Origin of the sequence: Lactobacillus laiwuensis, assembly GCF_019972835.1 — a bacterium.
Taxonomy (GTDB): domain Bacteria; phylum Bacillota; class Bacilli; order Lactobacillales; family Lactobacillaceae; genus Lactobacillus; species Lactobacillus laiwuensis.
The window spans coordinates 51,468-72,120 of sequence record NZ_BPPB01000006.1; the positions used below are offsets into that span (position 1 = coordinate 51,468).

Sequence of the window (20,653 nt, forward strand, 5' to 3'; positions counted from 1 at the left end):
TCCATTTTAATTTAGTAATATTGAATGATTAAGGAAGTGTGATAATGAATTCTGTCAAAACAATTGCTGGTGTACCACTTTACAAAAAAATTTACTTAGATATTAAACAAAAGATTCAGCAAAATATTTTAAAAACTGACGAAAAATTACCAAGTGAACAATATTTGTGTCAAAAATATCAGGTTAGCAGAATAACAGTGCGGAAAGCTCTGAAGTTATTGACTGATGAAGGACTAGTAGTTACTATCCAGGGTAAAGGATCCTATGTCAATGTTAAAAAATTGACGGGGAGGCTGGAACAAATTGAAGGATTTTCTGAATTTGCTGAGTCGCGGTCTAAGACAAATAAAAAGATCATTTTAAAAAGAGAAATATTACAAAATGCTAAAATTGCTAAGATTTTACAATTGCCTGAGCAAACAGACTTAGTCTACATTAAAAGAATATCTCAAACAGGAAATGTACCCATGGCAATTGATGAAGCCTGGCTATCAGCTGAACGCTTTCCGGAATTACTTACAAATATTCATGAAGATACCTCACTATACCAATACCTAGCAGATAAGTACCATGAAACTTTAGCAAGTTCATATCGCGAAATCAGCACTATCCTACCCAGTAGTGAACAAGCTAGATTACTGGCATTAACTAATGTAGTACCACTTTTTGATGTAAACAAGACTGTTTACAATCAGTTTGATCAGCCGCTGGAATTTTCTCATTATGTTGTAAGAGGAGATAAAATGGTTTATACTATCGACTCCAAAAATGACAGCAATATTTATTTTAACCACAAAAAGTAATTGTATTTAAAAAACTTTCCATTATGCTTAAAAATGCACAGCTGAATAATAAATTCAGCTGTGCGTTTTGTTATTTTTTAGGCTTTAAATGTTGAGAGTAGGTACAAATATTATTTTGTATAAAAGTATGTGGCTGAGTTTGAAAAACACAATTAGGAAAGGAATGCTGCATAATAGCTTGGCCTAAATTGAGTAAAACTAAGTTATCAATTTCAACATTTTTATCAATATCTTGAGCAATTTCCCCTGTTTTTTGCATTTGTTCAAACTTTTCAGCTAAAATTTTTCTGATTAAATCGAGGAAATTTTTAATCACTGTTTGCAATTCTGGCAAATTTTGAGATTCACGAATACCAGTTAAAAACAGTGCTAAATGCTGCTTTATAAAATTTTGGTAGATAATGGAAAAATTCATAATATCCTTATCTAAATCGCCAACTAATTGATAGTTTTTGCCGATCAGTTTAATATCATTTTGATATTCAGATATAAGCTGCTGTAAAATGCCGTGTTTATCTTTAAAATGCCTAAACAGGGTACTTTCATTAACTCGAGCCACTTGGGCAATTTTTTTAGTAGTGGTTCTTTGATAGCCATTATGAATTAATAATTGTGAAAAAGCTGTTAATATTCTTTGTTCAACATCACCGCTCATTTTGACTACCCACCTTAACTCAACTCTTGAATTTTCAATATTGACTGCTTGTGTCTAATTGTAACAATTATCACATTAACTAACAAGGCACCAAATATAAAACACATAATCGAATTTGTTATTGTGTTAAAAAATCTACTACTATAAGTTAAAATCATTTTGTGTTCTTTAGTAGACTTGTGAGAAATATTGAGCTGCCGTAAAGTAGGCATCTAAGCCTCTAACTGAGTATCGTTTCTTTTTCCTAAGAAGACCTAATTTAGCGCGAAAATAAAAATCATAACCAAAAAAATTTCAGTTATGATTTTAAATTTATTCAAAATACTTTTCTACTTTGTCGCTAACAATAAAATTAGGAAAGCTAATGTATCAAACAGGAAGTGGACTAAAAAGCTGACCCAGATATTATGGGTTTTGATGAAAGCCCAGTTTAAAACTAAACGAGTAAATGCTAAACCCAATATGACATAGCCCAGATTGTAGTCATAAGTTGAAAGATGGAGTAGGGCAAAAATTAGGGCAGAAGCAACATTACCCCATAATAGTGGATAAACTAAATTAATAGAGTCAGCTAACTGGGTCACAGCTAATAAAGGCATGATTGCTAAGAACTCTTCACCTAGTATTTGGATCGCGCTGCTAAGGCGTTGATAAAGGAAAATTAGCCAAACATGTGGCGTCTTCATAGTCAATCCTGCAGCTGCATTACCCGAAACAGAGCCAAATAATTTTTGCGAAATTGTGCCTGATAAAACGGATACGATATAGGCAAAGATAAAGAAGACAAGAATCCAAAGCCATTCTTTAGCATGTGGTACATGAAATAATTGGTGCCATCTTTTGTCAGTAGCAATTTGTACACCGATTATTTGAATTATTAAAAAAATGGTTACAATTAACAATTGAAAACAAGCAGCTGCTAACGAGGGATGATTTTCATCAAAGATCAAGTAATCTGGCACTTGTATACCAGGCATGACTAAACAACAGTATGCAATTATGTTAGAAAATAATATTAATAACCATTTTTTACCAGATAAGTGAAATGAATTTGTTAAATTATTTGTCATTGAAATTCCCCTTTTTATTTTTGATTCTATATTGCCACTTTAAAAAATACAATTGCAAAGCTTGTGAAAAATAAAACAAGATGATTTTATCTAGTTCTTTGCTTAAATTTTGATATTTCAACTTAAAGATTAATTTGCACAAACAGAGACTAGTGGTACATGTGTTACAATTAATTATATTAAGATTGAAATTTTATTGTGAAAATTATAAACAATTTATTTTATTCGCTAAGATATAATCGCTGTATATGCACAATAATATCAAATGGAATTTTAAGGAGGCTACTTATGAAAAAGGTTACTATCAATGATCAGGTCTTGCCAGCTTTAGGTATTGGAACTTGGGAAATGGGGGATAGCCCCAAAGTTAGAGAAGAAGAAATCAAAGCTATTCGAGCAGGACTTGATGCCGGCTTAAAGGTGATTGACACAGCCGAAATGTATGGCAATGGTCGTTCGGAAGAATTGGTGGCTGAGGCTATAAAACCTTATCAAAGAGCAAAAATATTTCTAATTTCCAAGGTTTTGCCACAAAATGCTTCTAGCCATAAAATGCGCCAAAGCTTAGAAGCTAGTCTTAAAAGGTTACAAACTGATTATTTAGATTTGTATCTATATCATTGGCGCGGAATGGTGCCACTGGCAGAGACTGTTTTAGAACTGCAATCCTTACAAGATGAAGGTCTTATTCGTTCTTGGGGCGTATCGAACTTTGACATTGATGATATGCAGGAACTCTGGCGGGTGCCGAACGGTCAAAACTGCGTTGCTAATGAGGATTTGTATAATTTAGAAACCAGGGGAATTGAATATAGTCTTTTACCTTGGCAAAGAGAACATCACGTTCCACTAATTGCTTATAGTCCTTTAGGACGTGGACCAAAAATGGGCAGCACAATGATGAAAAATGGGGCGGTCTTACAGGTAGCCGAAAAACACGAGGCAAGTCCTTATCAGATTTTATTGGCTTGGGTAATGCAACAGCCAAACGTTTTAGCGATACCAAAAAGTAGTAGTTCAAAGCATTTATTGTCTAATCTGAAAGCCTTAGATATTGAGTTAACTTCGGAAGACTTACAAATTTTGGAACAAGCTTATCCGAAACCTGATCATAAAGAACCCCTGGCAATATATTAAAAAATAGTGCTTGGTACTGCTTTTTATTTATCTAAAATGGTTACGATTATATCCCAGAGCATGTGATATGTGACTGGTATCCAGATGTTTTTACTTTTAATAAATAGCCAGCCAAAAATTATTCCTAAAATAAAAACAGTAACAAAACTGCCAGAAGTGAAATTTTCTATTAAAGTATGAGTCTGATACCAAATTGGGAAATGAATACATAAAAAGAGCAAGTTATTGACGATTAGCGCTAACCAAGTTGACATTTTCTTTAGCAGAGCATTTAAAATCCAACCGCGGAACACCAATTCTTCCGTAATGCCAACTATCAGGAATTTATCAATGAAATCACTGGGCTTGAATTGCGGGTTAATTTTAAAGCCACCGTTTTCTAAGTAAAGTATAATAGCTAAATAGATAAGCATTATCACGATACCCGCAAAATATGGCCATAAACGGCAATGATTTTTGAACATTTGCGGGTACTCAATTTTTAGTTGAGACGAATACTTTTTAATTAAAATAAATGCGGGAATGCTCCAGGTAATAAATTTAACTAGCGAACTCAATAAAACTTGAGGCAAAGTATTGCTGGTATAGCCCCAATATGCGAGTTCTTCGATAGTCCACCAGAGATAAAAAATAGCCAGATATATTATTAAAACTTTATTTGGTACAGTGTTTTTGCTATTCATTTTTGCCTTTTTTAAAGTCTATAGTAAATTCTGTTTTTATTGTGATTGATTATGTGAGCAATGGCAAATTGTTGAAAAATAGCAGCTAATAAATTATTTATAAGCTATAATCATTAAAAAACTAAAAAATAAAGTAAAAAAGCTTGAGTTCTCTCAGGCTTTTTCTGTACTCTTATACTAGGTAAGAGATTGGGAAGTTGAATAATGAAGAGTTTTTTGTTTCGTTTATATTTAGCGGCAATGAAATTAATTGCTCGCTTTACACCAGTGCAAGATAATGAAGTGGTGATTCTTAATGGCGCAGGTAGATCAGGGTCAAATGGTTATTTGTTTGGTAAATATTTGCAAAAGAATCATCCCGAATACGAGGTTACCCTTGTAGAACCATGGCCATCTTCACATTTATCCTTAAAAACTTGGCGCCAAATTGGTGCAGCAAAGTTTGTACTAACGACACACCAGCCATTTAAAGTTCATGCTAGACAAATCAATATTCAGTTCTGGCACGGCATTCCCCTCAAGCGCATGGGATTTATGGCTAATAATACTAGTCGCAAAACTGATCGGCATAATGCTAATTTGTGGCAAAAAAATGCTGACGTTGTTTGCTCAAGCAGTGATTTATACGAAAGTCTAATGAGTGCCTGCTGCGCGATTGAAACTAACAAATATCGAAAAACTGGGTTTCCTCGTCTTGATGCCTTGAAAAATCCTGCTATTAGTAAAAAGAAATTATTAACTGACTTATTCAAAGCTGAGGATAATGATGCTCAAATTGGAATATACATGCCAACTTTTCGTTATGAAATGGATGATCGACAAATTATGACGCAAGTTGAGCAGGGTAATTTCTTTGCATTGCCTGATTTTGATGCTGTGAAGCTGAATAATTCTTTAAAAAAGAACCATCAGTTTTTAATAGTAAAGTTGCATCCCTATGAAATGAACCTGTTTAAACACCTGCGGAGCAGCTTTTCAAATATTGCCTTTCTCAATAACGACTATTTGTATCAACTTAATATTGATTTATATGAAATTTTAGGTAATACAGACTTTTTAATTACTGATTTTTCTTCGATTTATTTTGATTATCTAAACATTGACAAACCAATCATATTTATTACCAATTATTTGCGGCAATACGAAAAAAAACGAGGGCTTTTAATGGGACCTTATGAAGAAATTGTGCCTGGACTATGTGTGAAAACGCAGCAGGAGCTGATTAAGGCACTTGTAATGCCTGATCAATTCAGTCAAAAGCGGCACTACTGGCTTAATTTAACTAATGAGGTGCAGGCTGATTCAAATTGTGAAAATGTATTTAAGTTGTTAAAAAATAGAGGGTAAATTGTGAAAAGAACATTTTTAAACATTCTATATAATGCGGTTTACCAAATATTTTTGGTATTAGTACCGTTAATAACCGTGCCTTACCTTTCCAGAATTTTGGGTCCTAAAACATATGGTATTTATAGTAATGTGAATAATATTGTTCAGTTCTTAATGATATTCTGTACACTGTCTGTGTCATATATTGGTATGAGAACAATTTCGCAGATCAGAGCTTTTGGCAGTGGTCAAGATCTAACGAAAGCTTTTTGGGGATTGTGGTACTTTCAGGCTATTGCTGGTTTTGTGACAATTGCGTTAGTAATTTCCGTAACCAGTTTTTTCCATATTAAGTACGGTCAATATTTGTTATTAATGGTGCCTTACCTCATTTCAGCCCAAGTAGATATTTCCTGGTTCTTTCAGGGACTGGCTGATTTTGGCCGAGTGGTTTTAAAAAATACTGCCGTTAAACTAGTATCTGTTATCTTGATTTTATTATGGGTTAAAAGTCCCGGTGATCTTTGGAAGTATATGTTGATTATGTCGGTTTCAACTATGTTAGGGTCATTTGTCTTTTGGTTTGATATACACCGTTATGTAGGTGGACCGGTCAAACACTTTTACCAATATCGCGCGACTGTTAAAGCAATCTTTACCCTTTTAATTCCGCAAATTGCCACGCAAATTTATACCTCGCTTGACAAGCCTATTTTAGGACTTTTTCAAAATTCCACTCAGGTTGCCTTTTACGACAATTCCCAAAGAATTTCCAATATGGTTTTGGGAATTGTGACCAGTATTTCCTTAGTGATTATGCCTAAAATGGCGGGTGAAGGTAAAAAAGAACAACGAATAGTTTTAAAAAAATCTTTGGAAGCGACAGTGATGCTAGGGACATTATTTGCAGTTATTATTATGGCGAATACTAAAGAATTTGTGCCTTTCTTTTTTGGGCATAAATTTATCCCAATGACGCCTTTGATGTTCTTCTTCACTTTGACCATCATAATGATTCCAACAGGTGGAGTTTTTGCTAACCAATTTGCCCTTGCTAATCACCGAGACCGAGATTATGCTATTCCCGTGATAGTCGGCGCAGTGTTAGAAATAGTATTGAGCTATTTTTTGGATCGGTTTTATGGTGCAACGGGAGCAATGATTGCAATTTTAATTACCGAGTTTATAGTTTTGCTTTTACGACTATGGATTGTTCGGGATGGTTATGATTTTAAATATTCTTTTCGTGAAATTCCTAAATATTTCCTAATTGCAATTATTGTTTTGGCAGCGGGGATGCTTCTGCCACAATTGTTTGCATCAGCATTTCTTAACATGCTAGTCAAATCAATCATTATGCTTGTTTTGTATATCGCTTTAATGTTCTTGTTGAAACTAGACTTTAATCAAGACATAATTTTGCTATTAAAGAAATTTTTTACTAGAGGTTAACTTATGATTCCCAAAATAATTCACTATGTCTGGGTGGGGGGCAACCCTAAGCCTAAAAATATTCAGCGTTGCATGAAAACTTGGACCAAGCATCTGCAAGACTACCAAATAATCGAATGGAACGAGGACAATTTCGATATTCACGAAAATAAATATGTTGAGCAGGCTTATCAAGCTAAAAAATGGGCGTTTGTTTCCGACTATATCCGGGCTAAAGCCGTTTATGAAATGGGCGGCATTTATATGGATACTGACGTTTTAGTCTTGGACAATTTGCATGATTTATTAAATAATAGAGCTTTTGTTGGTTTTGAAAATAAAGAGAATCCGTTTACGGCAGTCTTTGGCGCTGAAAAAGGTCATCCATTAATTAAAGACATGCTTTCTTATTATGATGACCGAGATTTTACATTTGATAAGCAGGACCAATTGGCGGGAGTCAATACTGTATCGGTGTCTGACATTTTAAAAAACAAGTACGGTGCTCAGCCTAATAACAAGGAGCAGCAATTGCAGACCGGTATACACGTTTATCCGGATGGCATACTTTGTAATCCGTCAGCACAATCAAAAACTATTCATGTGTTTACTGGTACGTGGATGGAAGGTGCCAAACCGTTAAAAAGAAAGTTAGTCACAGCTCTTAAAGTCAGGATTAAGACAAAAAAAGAGGCAGCTCTTTATGCCAAAGTTTTCAGATAATCTGACTGAAGAAGAATTACAGAACCTGGTGGCAGAAGTTTCTCTTAAGTATTTTGGCAGACAGTTTAAGCACCAAGTAAAAATTAATAAGCGCATGACAACAACTGGTGGTCGGTATCATTTAGATGATCACCACATTGAAATTAATGCGCATTTTTTAGTGCCGCAATATTATCAAGAATTGATTGGCATAATTAAGCACGAATTGACGCATTACCACTTACATTTAAATCACAGAGGATATCGTCATCAAGACCATGATTTTAAAGTTTTACTTAATAAAGTTGGTGGTTCAAGGTATGCACCGGATATTGGTCTCAGACGCAAAAGAAAAGCAAAATATTTGTATATTTGCACTATATGCGGTCAACAGTTTGTGCGGGTTCGGCGCGTTAATGTACGTCGTTATGGCTGTGGCAAATGCGGCGGCAGGTTAAAATTAGTCAGTTATAAAGAAGTTAAATAAAAGCTAATTAACATATTTTGTTTGACAAATTGTTAGGCACCAAACTATAATTTAATTGTAAATTATATTAGGTACCTAACTTTTTATTACATAAAAGGAGCTTAGTTATGAGTCAAGCAAGTGATCAATTAATGAAACAACTGCATTTTATTTTGCGGGCTAGTCGTTATTATATGTTTCAAAACAAAGAACCGATATCTGGACAAAAACGGGTATTGGCAGTTTTAAAACTTGAAGACGGTTTAACCCAAAATTATTTAGCTGAAATTTTGGCTTTGAAACCTGGTTCTTTAGCAGAATTATTGAAAAAAATGGAACTAAAAGGTGATATCTCACGTGAAGTTGATGAGCAGGACAAACGAGTTAAACGTGTTTATTTAACAGCAGCTGGGAAAGAAAAGGCTGCCAAGCTGGCTGAATTAAAAGACAAGCAAGATACCGAGCCTTTCTTTGCCGGTTTGACTGCGAAAGAGCAGGAGCAATTTGGTCAATATCTGCAAAAAATTGCTGCTGGCTGGGATGAAGATTTTAAGGAAAAAGCCACCGATTTTGTTGATCCCGCCTACCGCATGGAAAGAATTAAAAAATGGCGCAAATATGCTGCAGACCATGACTTCTCCAGGTCTGATATGCGAGACATGTGCCGCCACATGTATAGGAAGCATCACTGCCATCATGACTTTGAACCACGTGACTTTACCAAAAATTGTTATAATTATGATAAGATGCATAAATATGATCGGGACTTTTGGCGCAAATTCTGGCATAATGAAAATGAAGAATTATAATTAGCAAGATAAATAAAGAGCTTTTCAATTATTGAAAAACTCTTTTATTTAGTCTAACTAAGGAAAGCCGGTATCTTTTATGGCATTCAAGTCACTTAAAGATAAAACACAAAGTGTTAAATTCAGTGATTTTTTAAACTTGTTAAAAAGTTTGAATGTTAAAAAATCGTTATTTGCATTAGGGCTGTTTCTCAGTCTGATCACAAGTGTAGCAAATTTGGCTTTACCATTGTTAACCAGAGAATTAGTAGATACTAGCAAGTGGGATGATTTTAATTATTCGAGCTTAATTATTATTATCATTGTTTTTGTCCTTCAATTAATTTTAGGAACAGTGGGCGGATTTGTTTTGCGCTATTTTGGTGAAAGCGTTGTTAAAAGTCTGCGCGAACGCCTGTGGGGTCATCTTTTAAAGCTGCCTGTAAGTTATTTTGATGTTACTAAAGTAGGTGAAAGCAGTTCTCGTTTGGTTAATGATACGGGAATTATTAAAGATTTGCTGGCTTCTCAATTTCCTAACTTTATTACTGGGGCAATACAACTATTTTTCTCATTAATCATCTTATTTGTGATGGATTGGCAAATGGCCACCTTAATGTTTACCGTAATCCCTATTGTGGTAGTAATTTTATTGCCAATTGGTCGCATTATGGTGAGACTTGGTCGCAAATTGCAGTCAGAAACAGCTAAATTTAACGGTGATGTCAGTGAAAAATTGTCTGAGGTACGTTTAATTAAATCCAGTAATGGCGAACAGTATGAACAAGAATCGGGTAACCACAGGATCAAGAAGATTTTTACTATTGGCGTATTGGACGCTCGGGTTGAAGCTATTTTGCAGCCGATTATCATGACTTTGATGATGGCGGCTTTTGCAGGCATTCTGGCATTTGGTATTATTCGCGTAGGTCAGGGTTCTTTGACCAGTGGTTCTCTTGTAGCATTCTTACTATATCTGTTTAACGTGATTGCACCAGTTGCTAATTTTGCAACTTTCTTTTCACAGATACAAAAAGCCTTGGGTTCAACTGAACGCATACAAGCAATTTTACAAATTGAACCTGAAAAGAATTTAAGTCATCATACTTTTGATTTGAGTAATAAAACGTTGACAGCACAAAACGTTAGCTTTAACTATGTTAAAAATGAACCCGTTTTACAATCTATTTCATTTGTTTCAAAACCCAACTCTGTAATTGCCTTTGTGGGACCTAGTGGTGGCGGCAAATCTACCATTTTTGCCTTATTAGAACGCTTTTATCAGCCTGAAAGTGGCAAATTCACTATTGGGGATGAAAATATTCAAGATATTGACCTGGCAAATTGGCGCTCCCAAATAGGCTATGTTTCTCAGAACAGTGCTATTTTTTCCGGAACAATTCGGGAAAATTTGGTTTATGGTTTGACTAAGGACATGACGGACGATGAACTTTGGCACGGATTGGCTTTGGCTTATGCCGATCAATTTGTGCGGGAATTTCCTGATCAAATGGAGACTGAAATTGGTGAACGGGGAATTAAACTATCTGGTGGTCAGAAACAACGTTTAGCTATTGCCCGAGCTTTTTTGCGTAATCCTAAAATTTTGATGCTGGACGAAGCAACGGCAAGTCTGGACTCGGAATCCGAGGGAAAAGTGCAACAGGCTCTTGATAAACTAATGGTCAATAGAACCACATTGGTTATCGCACACCGCCTGGCTACGATAGTTAATGCTGATCAAATTTATTTTGTAGAGAACGGTAAAATTACAGGTCATGGTACTCACCACGAATTAATGCAAAATCACAGTTTGTATGCCAAGTATGTAAATGAGCAAATGGTCGATTAAAGCTTTTTAGCTAAAATGAGTAAGAAAAGTCTTGTGTTAAATTTAATTTTGGGTTATAGTATTGAATGTGTTGCGGGCATGGCGGAATGGCAGACGCGCAAGACTAAGGATCTTGTGATCGCTTTTAGATCGTGGAAGTTCGAGTCTTCTTGCCCGCATTTTTTAATGGAGCTTTGGCTCCATTTTTTTTGTATACTTAATTATATATGAGCAAAATTGTCATGTTAGCTTACTACTTTTATTTTAAAAATTAATTACATTGCATAATTTATACTCAAGAGAGGTTATACTTAAGAGGAGATTTTTAAAGCAAGGGAAAACAAATGGCGAGAAAACGAAAAAGCAAAAAATTATCTAATACAGCGATCATCATTCGAACATTTATCATTCTATTTTTATTGATTATTGCTTTTGCAACTTTTCGTTATTATCGCAGACAGGCAATTCAATCAGAGCAGATTAGACAGGAGCAGCTTGCTCGAGAACAGGCCAGGCAGAAGATCATCAGGCAACACAAAGCTTTTATCAGAGAAATAGGTCCGATAGCTAAAGAAGTGGATAAATCCTTCGATCTCTTGCCAAGTATTACTATTGCTCAGGCCTGCCTTGAAAGTGATTATGGCAAAAGCGACCTTTCACAAAAATACAATAACCTATTTGGCGTCAAAGGAAATAACCCTAATACTTCGGCAGTACTAAAAACCAAAGAGTTTGAAAAAGGTAAATGGGTAGTTGTTAAAGCTCGCTTTCAAATCTATGATTCCTATGAAGCTTCTATAAGGGCTCATGCGCGCTTGTTCCAAAAGGGGACAACTTGGGACGCAAAACAATATCGTCACGTTCTAGCTGCTAAGAACTATCAAACGCAGGCTCGAGCTCTAGTTAAAGACGGCTATGCAACTGACCCGAATTATGCCGACAAATTAATTAAGCTAATCGAAGAATACGATCTTGCACGTTTTGATAAATAGAATGCAATCAACTCAAAATATGGTCATGATTTTTGGTACAATAGAATAGTTAAAAAATTTTTGGGGTGAAAGAATTCAAAATGAGCGCAGAATCAATTTTAGCAGGTTTAAATCCACAGCAAAAAAAGGCAGTGCAGATTACTGAAGGACCATTATTAGTTGTTGCAGGAGCAGGTTCAGGGAAAACTTCTGTTTTAACCAGAAGAATTGCATACCTTGTTGCTGAAAAAGGGATTGCGCCATGGAATATTTTGGCTATTACTTTTACCAATAAGGCTGCCACTGAAATGAGAGAGCGTGAGCATAAATTATTGGGACAACAGGCTGACAGTATTTGGATGTCTACTTTTCACGCTCTTTGTGTGCGAATATTACGGCGAGACGCAGAAAAAATTGGTTATACCAGTAATTTTTCGATTGCTGATTCGGCCGAACAGCTCACTTTAATCAAACATATTCAAAAAGAGCAAAATATTAATCCTAAAATGTACGAGCCACGCAGAATTTTGTCTGCTATTTCTAATGGCAAAAACGATTTACTCACTCCAGATGCATATTCTGCCAGTGCTGCTTCACCTTTTGAAAAAGTAACTGCCCAAGTTTATCAGGAATATCAAAAACGTTTAAAGAATGATCAAATTATGGATTTTGATGATTTGATCATGCAGACCTTAGTTCTGTTTAAAACTGATCCTACTGTTTTGCATTTTTACCAAAATAAGTTTCGCTATTTACTGGTTGATGAATACCAGGATACCAACCAGGCTCAATATGAATTGTGTCATGCATTAGCTGCACAATATAAAAATATTTGCGTTGTGGGAGATGCGGATCAGTCTATCTATGGTTGGCGCGGTGCTAACATGGAAAATATCATGAATTTTGAAAAAGATTATCATGATGCAGGCGTACAAACCGTCAAGTTGGAACAAAATTACCGTTCAACTGGACATATTTTGGCTGCCGCTAACGCAGTCATTAAGAATAATAGCAACCGTAAGGCTAAAAAATTATGGACAGACCAAGGTGAAGGAGCAAAAGTAACTTATTATCGAGCTCAAAGTGGCGACGATGAAGCACACTTTATCATTGCTAAAATTCAAGAAGAGGTCAAAGAGAAAAAACGTTCCTACCATGATTTTGCGGTATTATATCGTACTAATGCCCAGTCTAGAACGGTCGAAGAGTCATTCGTAAAGTCGAACGTGCCTTACCAAATTGTCGGTGGTCATAAGTTCTATGACAGAAAAGAAATCATGGACATTATGGCTTATCTGAAGTTAGTGGCTAATCCCAGCGATTCAATGAGTTTTAACCGCATTATTAATACTCCTAAACGTGGTATTGGTCCGGTGAGTGTTAGGCGCTTTATGGATTTTGCCCGTGATAATAATTTATCAATTCTAGGAGCCTTTGATCACCTTAATATGTCGGGCGTTACTGCACGGGCAGCGGCCAAACTGAGTGATTTTGGTGCTAAATTACGTGATGCAATTAATTTTGCTAAAGATCATAGCGTCACCGGTCTAACAGAAAAAATACTGCAGGATTTTGGCTATACAGCTGCTCTTAAGGCAGAACACACAATTGAAGCTGAAACCAGACTAGAAAACCTGGATGAATTTTTGTCTGTTACGAAACGTTTTGATGACGAATACGAAGAAAATGAAGACAGCGATGAGACCGAAAATGCTCTTAGTGACTTTTTAGCAGAAGTATCTCTTTTAAGCGACCAGGATGATTTAGCTAATAATGATGATCAGGTGGCATTAATGACGTTACACGCTGCCAAAGGACTGGAATTTCCGGTAGTCTTTTTAGTGGGGATGGAAGATGGACTTTTTCCTTTATCACGTGCTTTAATGGAAGATGATCAGCTGGAAGAAGAACGTAGACTGGCTTATGTGGGTATTACTAGGGCAAAGCGCGAACTATTCTTAACAAATGCATATTCACGTATGATGTATGGTCGAATGCAGAATAATCCGCCATCCAGATTTTTGGCAGAAATTGATCAAGATGATCTGGATATTGAAAATTCAGTTCCAATTACTTTCTCAAATGACAACTACCAGACACAAACTGCCCCGTTCGCTAACGCAGATGAACGAGCTCGTGCACAGGTTTACACTCCTAAAATTAAACCTGCTGGTGCAGTTGGTGCTGAGAAAAAGGGTTGGAATGTCGGCGATCAAGTAGAACATAAATCTTGGGGCAAAGGCGTTGTAACTAAGGTTAACGGTAAAGGCGAAGACATGGAGCTTGATATTGCATTTAGTGGCAAAGGAATCAAGCGGCTTCTAGCAGCATTTGCACCAATTAAAAAGGTATAATTAAAGTAGAAGTAAAAAAATAGTATTTTTTAATCAGGAGGAAGAAAATGGCAGATTTAACTCTTGATGAGGCCAGAAAAGAAGTTGCTGCGCTGAGAGATAAACTAGATGATTGGGCAAATGCATATTATACAAATGACACACCTGAGGTTGAAGATAATGTGTATGATAAAAACTATAATCGTTTAGTTGAGCTTGAACAGGAATTTCCGCAACTGGTGTCCCAAGATTCCATTACCCAAAAGGTTGGGGGCCAGATTGACAATCAGTTTACCAAGGTTAATCACGAAATTCCGATGTTATCAATGGGTGATGTCTTTTCAAAAGAAGAACTGCAGCAATTTGATGACAGGGTGCAAAAACAGATTGGTCATGAAGTTGCTTATAACGTCGAATTAAAAATTGACGGTTTATCAATTGCACTTGAGTATACTAACGGTAAATTAACCAGAGCTTCAACTAGAGGTAACGGTCAAGTAGGTGAAGATGTTACACCCAATGCTCGCTATATTGCAGATATTCCCCAGACTTTACCTGAAAAATTGACCACAGAAGTCCGTGGTGAATGTTACATGGGTAAAGAACCATTTGCTAAACTCAATGCGGAACGTGATGAAAACGGCGAAACAACTTTTGCCAATCCGCGTAACGCTGCAGCTGGGTCTTTGAGGCAACTGGATGCCAGTATTACCAAGCACCGTCATTTAAGTACGTTTATTTATACTTGGGTTAATCCACCAGCAGAAATTACCAGTCAACACCAGGCTATTGAGAAAATGACTCAGCTTGGTTTTCACACCAACCAAACAGGCCGCAGAATTGCTAAAATGGCTGACATTTTTGCTTTTATTGATGAATATACTGCAAAAAGAAATTCACTCGATTATGGCATTGATGGCATCGTCTTAAAAGTTGATGACCTAGATTTACAGCAAGAACTGGGAAACACAGTCAAAGTGCCTCGGTGGGAAATAGCTTATAAGTTTCCACCAGAAGAGCAGGAAACTGTGGTTCATGAAATTAAATGGACTGTTGGTCGTACTGGTGTCGTAACGCCTACCGCTATCATGGATCCTGTGCAACTTGCTGGTACTACAGTTTCTCATGCTGTTTTGCATAACGCCGATTTGTTGCAACAAAAGGATGTTCGTATTGGTGATACCGTTATGCTGCATAAAGCGGGTGACATTATTCCTGAAATTTCAGAAGTGGTGCTGGCAAAACGGCCTAAGGATGCCCAGCCGTATCCAATCCCGACGACGTGCCCATCGTGTGGTGAAAAACTGATCCATCTAAAAGATGAAGTGGCACTGCGCTGCGTTAATCCTTCTTGTCCTGCTCAAATTGAAGAAGGAATTACTCACTTTGCTTCAAGACCTGCGATGAATATTGATGGTTTGGGACCAAAAATTGTGCGACAGCTAATTAAGAACGATCTGGTACATAATGTGGCTGATTTATACCATTTAAATGCATCTGATTTGGCAAAACTAGATCATTTCAAGGATAAGTCCATCAGCAATTTATTAAATGCAATTAATAATTCGAAAAGAAATTCAGTCGAATTATTGTTAACGGGACTGGGTATTGATCATGTTGGTGCCAAAGCTGCTCGTTTAATTGCACAAAAGTTTAAAAATATGGCAAAGATTATGGCTGCGGACGTGCAAGATGTGGCTGCAATCGATACAATAGGCATGACAATTGCAGAATCTTTAACAACCTATTTTGCTCAGGATGAAGTCGTAGAGTTAGTCAATGAACTTAAAAACAGCGGCCTTAATATGGATTATCTTGGTGCAGGTCCAGAAGAAACTGAGTCCATCCCAGATAATTACTTTAAAGATAAGACTGTTGTTTTAACAGGGACTTTGGCTCACTATACTAGAAGTGAATTTACTAAAAAATTGCAATCTTTAGGTGCAAAAGTAACTAGTTCTGTTTCTGGTAAAACAGACTATGTCATTTACGGTCAGGATGCTGGTTCCAAGTACTCAAAGGCTCAGAAACTGGGCGTACCATTATTGACTGAGGAAGAAGCAATTGCTCAAGTTAAATAAAGGACCATTTAAAGTGAAAAAATACTTGCATATATTAGCGCTTTTAGGAATATCATTAAGTTTGACGGCTTGTGGAAACTTGAAAAATTCTGACTTGGCGAATAATGCCAAAACATCTTCTAATTCCAATTCTAAAACTTATCAGACTACTGATACTGGTAACAATGGATATACTGTTTTACTTAAAAACGGGCACTATGTAACTAGTCCAATATCTGGTTTAACGGCAACTAATAATGATAATTCGGTGGATACCAGAGAATTAGAACGAGGATTGGTTCAGATTTCTAAGGGTGTTTATTCAACTAATTCTTATGTTTTTCAAGAAGGTCAGTATATTTCTGCCAACATGGCTAATGAATGGTTAGGGCGCAAGTCAAAGTCAAATCCCAATGGTCTGAATCCTGAAGCTGGAACTAAAAAAAATTATCAGCCATATTATTTAGAAGAAATACTTGAACAAGATTTTTTGACAGGATCCGGTTCGAATTATCATATTGGCGGTATTAGCGTTGGTCTTGCTCTTAATTCTATTGATTACTACCAAAAGAAAAAAGATGGTCCTGAATATCAAGCTCAAATATCGCGTGCAAAGCAAAAGCAATATGGCCAAAAAGCAGCTGAGCAAGTCGTAGCTCGCTTGCGTAAGAAAAAATCGTTAAAGAAAATTCCAATCACCGTTGGTCTTTTTGCTAAAGAAAGCAAGGATTCATTAGTTGCTGGAACTTACTTTTTGAGTGGGACAGCGGCTGCTAATAGTAGTAAAATAACTAAATGGAAAACTATTAATACTCAATCTGAAGTTTTGCCTACTGTTGGTGGTAAAAAAGCAATCAACAGCAGTGATGCTTCCAGTTTCAATAGTTTTAAAGAATCTATTCAAAATTATTTCCCTAATATCAGTGGTGTAACGGCAACTTTACGATATGAAAATGGTAAATTAGCTCAGGAAAATATTTCAATTACTACCCAGTTTTATGGGTATGAGCAAATTCAAAGTTTCACGAGACTTGTTTTATCAACTGCAAAGAAGTATTTGGCTAATAACGTGCCAATTGAAATTAAAATTGGCTCTGTTAATGACATCCAGGCTTTAGTTGCCAAGGAAACAGGGGATAGTAGTTATCAAGTCCATATTTATGGTGGCGAATAAGGAGGTATATTTGCGTGGAAATTACAGAAGATACAATTAAACACGTTGCGACTTTGTCGCGACTTGAAATTGATGAAAAAGATATCGGCAAAGTAACTGAACAAATGAGTTCAATTATTAATATGGCGGATCAATTGTCAGAAGTTAATACCGATGGCGTTAAGGAGACAGTTCAGGTTGTTGATCGTGATACTGTTTTTAGAGAAGATAAGCCTGAACACTGGCAAGACAGAGATGAATTAATGAAAAATGTTCCTGACCAAGCCAATGGCTTCATTAAGGTTCCAGTAATTATTAACAAGGATGAGGACGAGTAATGAATTATTTAAATGAAGATATTGACTCTTTAAATGAAAAGCTTGCCCAAGGAACTTTGTCTGCTGACAAATTAGCGCAAGATACAATCGATAATATTAAAAAAACAGATGATAAGTTGAATGCCTGGATTACTGTTCAAGAAGATGCCAAACCTCAAAATGATTTGGATTTTGCTCACAATAAACTTGCTGGTATTCCGATTGCTATTAAAGATAACATTATAACTGATGGTGTTAAGACAACAGCTGCCAGTCATATTTTGGACAACTATATTCCAGTATATGATGCAACGGTTATTGAAAGGCTGAAAAAAGCACAAGTGACTTTAGTGGGCAAAACCAATATGGATGAATTTGCGATGGGTTCTTCTACTGAACATTCATACTTTGGCATTACTCATAATCCGTGGAATCTGGATAAGGTACCGGGTGGTTCATCGGGCGGTTCAGCTGTTGCTGTTGCTTCTGGACAAGTTGTAGCAGCGTTAGGTTCAGACACTGGTGGTTCAATCAGACAGCCTTCTGCATTTAACGGTATTTTTGGTATTAAGCCAACATATGGTCGAGTTTCACGTTGGGGTTTAATTGCATTTGCTTCTTCATTAGATGAAATCGGTGTGATGAGTAAGCGGGCAAAAACATCAGCTGAAGTTTTGAACGTTATTGCGGGTAGTGACGACCATGATTCCACTCTTTCGACTAGAGCAGTGCCTGATTTTACCAAGTATATTGGTCAAGATGTAAAAGGGATGCATGTAGCAGTTGTTAAAGAATATATGGCTGCAGTTGATGGCGATATGCGTGCTGTTCTGCAAGAACAAATTGATGCTCTGGAAAAAGCAGGTGCTATTATCACTGAAGTATCCTTACCTTTAACAAAATATGTGGTTCCAGACTACTATATCATTGCCTCAAGTGAAGCTTCATCAAACTTGCAAAGATTTGATGGGATTCGTTACGGCTACCGTGCTCAAGATACTAAGAACCTCCTAGATGTATACGTTAAATCTCGTTCAGAGGGCTTTGGTGAAGAAGTTAAACGCCGGATTATGCTGGGATCCTTTGCACTTTCAGCTGGTTCTTATGATCGTTTCTTTAGACAAGCATCTAAAGTGAGAACGTTAATTTGTGATGAATTCGATAAGATTTTCGCTGAAAATGATGTTATTGTGGGACCAACGACGACAACTCCTGCTTTTGGCATCGGTAGTGAAATTTCTGATCCAATCAAAATGTACAATAATGATATCTTGACAATTTCAGCCAACTTAGTAGGAATTCCTGCTGCCAGTGTTCCTGCTGGTTTAGTTGATGGGATGCCTGTAGGTCTGCAGATTATGGCCAAAAGATTCGATGAAGGCAGCATTTTCCAAGTAGCTGACTTTATTGAAAGAACTAATAAGTTTTATGAAAAAACACCAACTGGAATGGAGGATTAACTGATGAATTTTAAATCAACGATTGGGTTCGAAGTTCACTTTGAATTAAAAACTAAAAGTAAGATTTTTTCACCTTCACCAGTAAGTTATGGTGCAAAGCCCAACACGGAAACAAATGTAATTGATTGGGCGATGCCAGGTGTTTTACCTTACGTTAACAAAGACGTTTATCGCTTAGGAATTATGGTTGCTTTGGCAACGCATGCTCATATTTTACCAACTACTCATTTTGATCGGAAAAATTATTATTACCCAGATAGCCCTAAGGCTTACCAAATCACCCAATTTTTCCAACCACTAGCTCGTGATGGCTATGTTGAAATTGAATCTCACGGTAAGAAAAAGCGTATCGGCATTCATGAAATGCACATCGAGGAAGATGCCGGTAAAAATACTCATGGTACAAACGGTTATTCCTATGTTGACTTAAACCGTCAGGGTGTTCCTTTACTTGAAGTTGTTTCTGAACCAGAAATTGCTGATCCTGATGAAGGATACGCCTACCTTGAAAAATTACGTAAGATAGTGCAGTTTACCGGTGCTTCCGACGTTAAGATGGAAGAGGGATCAATGCGTGTTGATACCAACATTTCCATTAGACCCGCCGGCCAAAAAGAGTTGGGCACTAAAGTTGAAATGAAGAACTTGAACTCTTTTGAACATGTGCGTAAATCTTTGGCATATGAAGAAAAGCGGCAAGCACAAGTTCTCCTTTCTGGTGGTCGCGTTCAACTTTCAACTCGGCGTTTTGATGAAGCAACTGGTAAAACAGTTTTGGAGCGTGTCAAAGAAGGCGATGCAGATTACCGTTACTTCCCTGAACCTGATATTGCTCCTGATCATATCAGCCAAGAGTGGATTGACGAAATCAAATCAACTTTGCCACGCTCAGCTGAAGAACGATACAACCAATACGTGAATGAATTTGGTTTAAAAGAATACGATGCTAATGTTCTTCTGCAAACTAAAGAAAGTTCAGACTTCTTTGATCAAACTGTTGCTGCAGGAGCTGATCCGCAGCTTGCTGCCAATTGGATGAATACCCAAGTTAATGGTTATTTGAATGATAATCGCGTTGAACTTGCTGATATTAAGTTGACACCTGAGCATTTGGCTGCCATGATTAAGTTAATTAAAGATGGCACGATTTCTTCTAAGATTGCTAAAAAGGTTTTTGCAGAGACAATTGCTAATGGTACCGATCCTAAGAAATATGTTGAAGACAAGGGTATGGTGCAGTTATCTGATACCAGCGTCTTAGCACCTATGGTGAAAGAAGTTGTTGATAACAACCCACAATCAGTAGAAGACTTTAAGAACGGTAAAGACCGTGCAATTGGCTATCTTGTCGGCCAGTTGATGAAACAGACCAAGGGCAAGGCAAATCCAAAGGTAATTAATAAGTTACTGAATGAAGAATTGCAGAAGCGTTAAGTAAGTTTTGAAATAATAAGGGTAGAAATT

Annotated in this window: 18 protein-coding genes and 1 tRNA gene; 16 read left to right on the forward strand and 3 right to left on the reverse strand. The window is 36.6% G+C overall.

All coding sequences use genetic code 11. The features are described from left to right. The first annotated feature begins 44 nt into the window (after positions 1 to 44). Positions 45 to 803, forward strand: coding sequence for a GntR family transcriptional regulator (locus tag LDM92_RS06040; RefSeq protein WP_223902438.1), 759 nt, complete (start codon positions 45 to 47; stop codon positions 801 to 803). A gap of 70 nt (positions 804 to 873) precedes the next feature. Here the strand turns inward: LDM92_RS06040 and LDM92_RS06045 are convergent, their stop codons facing one another. Both LDM92_RS06045 and LDM92_RS06050 read right to left on the reverse strand, forming a co-directional pair. After that, entirely contained in the window at positions 874 to 1,458 is a 585-nt protein-coding gene (locus LDM92_RS06045; protein ID WP_223902439.1) for a TetR/AcrR family transcriptional regulator, read from the reverse strand. A 329-nt stretch (positions 1,459 to 1,787) separates the two neighbouring features. Further along, complete coding sequence (locus LDM92_RS06050) at positions 1,788 to 2,528, reverse strand: CPBP family intramembrane glutamic endopeptidase (protein ID WP_223902440.1); 741 nt, start codon at positions 2,526 to 2,528, stop codon at positions 1,788 to 1,790. A 288-nt stretch (positions 2,529 to 2,816) separates the two neighbouring features. On the opposite strand from LDM92_RS06050, the gene LDM92_RS06055 reads away from it, so the two are divergent. Continuing rightward, positions 2,817 to 3,665: an aldo/keto reductase gene (locus tag LDM92_RS06055; protein WP_223902441.1), complete on the forward strand. Its 849-nt coding sequence runs from the start codon at positions 2,817 to 2,819 to the stop codon at positions 3,663 to 3,665. Positions 3,666 to 3,688: 23 nt separating this feature from the next. Here the strand turns inward: LDM92_RS06055 and LDM92_RS06060 are convergent, their stop codons facing one another. Then, entirely contained in the window at positions 3,689 to 4,348 is a 660-nt protein-coding gene (locus tag LDM92_RS06060; RefSeq protein ID WP_223902442.1) for a CPBP family intramembrane glutamic endopeptidase, read from the reverse strand. Between the two features lie 204 nt (positions 4,349 to 4,552). On the opposite strand from LDM92_RS06060, the gene LDM92_RS06065 reads away from it, so the two are divergent. The 14 genes from LDM92_RS06065 to gatB all read left to right on the forward strand — a co-directional run bounded on the left by LDM92_RS06065 (position 4,553) and on the right by gatB (position 20,623). Beyond that, positions 4,553 to 5,695, forward strand: coding sequence for a CDP-glycerol glycerophosphotransferase family protein (locus tag LDM92_RS06065; protein WP_223902443.1), 1,143 nt, complete (start codon positions 4,553 to 4,555; stop codon positions 5,693 to 5,695). A gap of 3 nt (positions 5,696 to 5,698) precedes the next feature. Further along, positions 5,699 to 7,129 carry an oligosaccharide flippase family protein gene (locus tag LDM92_RS06070; RefSeq protein ID WP_223902444.1) on the forward strand — a complete coding sequence of 477 codons (1,431 nt, stop codon included), beginning with the start codon at positions 5,699 to 5,701 and terminating at the stop codon, positions 7,127 to 7,129. 3 nt (positions 7,130 to 7,132) lie between these two features. Next, complete coding sequence (locus LDM92_RS06075; RefSeq protein ID WP_223902445.1) at positions 7,133 to 7,831, forward strand: glycosyltransferase family 32 protein; 699 nt, start codon at positions 7,133 to 7,135, stop codon at positions 7,829 to 7,831. A 1-nt stretch (position 7,832) separates the two neighbouring features. Beyond that, positions 7,833 to 8,297 carry a SprT family protein gene (locus LDM92_RS06080; RefSeq protein WP_223902567.1) on the forward strand — a complete coding sequence of 155 codons (465 nt, stop codon included), beginning with the start codon at positions 7,833 to 7,835 and terminating at the stop codon, positions 8,295 to 8,297. A 107-nt stretch (positions 8,298 to 8,404) separates the two neighbouring features. Further along, positions 8,405 to 9,085 carry a MarR family winged helix-turn-helix transcriptional regulator gene (locus LDM92_RS06085; protein ID WP_223902446.1) on the forward strand — a complete coding sequence of 227 codons (681 nt, stop codon included), beginning with the start codon at positions 8,405 to 8,407 and terminating at the stop codon, positions 9,083 to 9,085. A gap of 79 nt (positions 9,086 to 9,164) precedes the next feature. Continuing rightward, the gene (locus tag LDM92_RS06090; protein ID WP_223902447.1) at positions 9,165 to 10,916 is read left to right on the forward strand and encodes an ABC transporter ATP-binding protein; all 1,752 of its coding nucleotides are present in this window, start codon (positions 9,165 to 9,167) and stop codon (positions 10,914 to 10,916) included. 72 nt (positions 10,917 to 10,988) lie between these two features. Next, positions 10,989 to 11,074, forward strand: a tRNA-Leu gene (locus LDM92_RS06095). 165 nt (positions 11,075 to 11,239) lie between these two features. After that, complete coding sequence (locus tag LDM92_RS06100) at positions 11,240 to 11,887, forward strand: glycoside hydrolase family 73 protein (RefSeq protein ID WP_198180913.1); 648 nt, start codon at positions 11,240 to 11,242, stop codon at positions 11,885 to 11,887. A gap of 80 nt (positions 11,888 to 11,967) precedes the next feature. After that, entirely contained in the window at positions 11,968 to 14,220 is a 2,253-nt protein-coding gene (pcrA, locus tag LDM92_RS06105; protein WP_223902448.1) for a DNA helicase PcrA, read from the forward strand. 47 nt (positions 14,221 to 14,267) lie between these two features. Further along, the gene (ligA, locus tag LDM92_RS06110; protein WP_223902449.1) at positions 14,268 to 16,280 is read left to right on the forward strand and encodes an NAD-dependent DNA ligase LigA; all 2,013 of its coding nucleotides are present in this window, start codon (positions 14,268 to 14,270) and stop codon (positions 16,278 to 16,280) included. Between the two features lie 13 nt (positions 16,281 to 16,293). Further along, positions 16,294 to 17,433: a CamS family sex pheromone protein gene (locus tag LDM92_RS06115; protein ID WP_223902450.1), complete on the forward strand. Its 1,140-nt coding sequence runs from the start codon at positions 16,294 to 16,296 to the stop codon at positions 17,431 to 17,433. 14 nt (positions 17,434 to 17,447) lie between these two features. Continuing rightward, entirely contained in the window at positions 17,448 to 17,750 is a 303-nt protein-coding gene (gene gatC, locus LDM92_RS06120) for an Asp-tRNA(Asn)/Glu-tRNA(Gln) amidotransferase subunit GatC (RefSeq protein ID WP_045927721.1), read from the forward strand. Beyond that, positions 17,750 to 19,189 carry an Asp-tRNA(Asn)/Glu-tRNA(Gln) amidotransferase subunit GatA gene (gene gatA / locus LDM92_RS06125; RefSeq protein ID WP_223902451.1) on the forward strand — a complete coding sequence of 480 codons (1,440 nt, stop codon included), beginning with the start codon at positions 17,750 to 17,752 and terminating at the stop codon, positions 19,187 to 19,189. Before gatC ends, gatA begins: the two co-directional genes overlap by 1 nt. Before the next feature lie 3 nt (positions 19,190 to 19,192). Continuing rightward, the gene (gene gatB, locus LDM92_RS06130) at positions 19,193 to 20,623 is read left to right on the forward strand and encodes an Asp-tRNA(Asn)/Glu-tRNA(Gln) amidotransferase subunit GatB (protein WP_223902452.1); all 1,431 of its coding nucleotides are present in this window, start codon (positions 19,193 to 19,195) and stop codon (positions 20,621 to 20,623) included. Positions 20,624 to 20,653 lie beyond the last annotated feature (30 nt).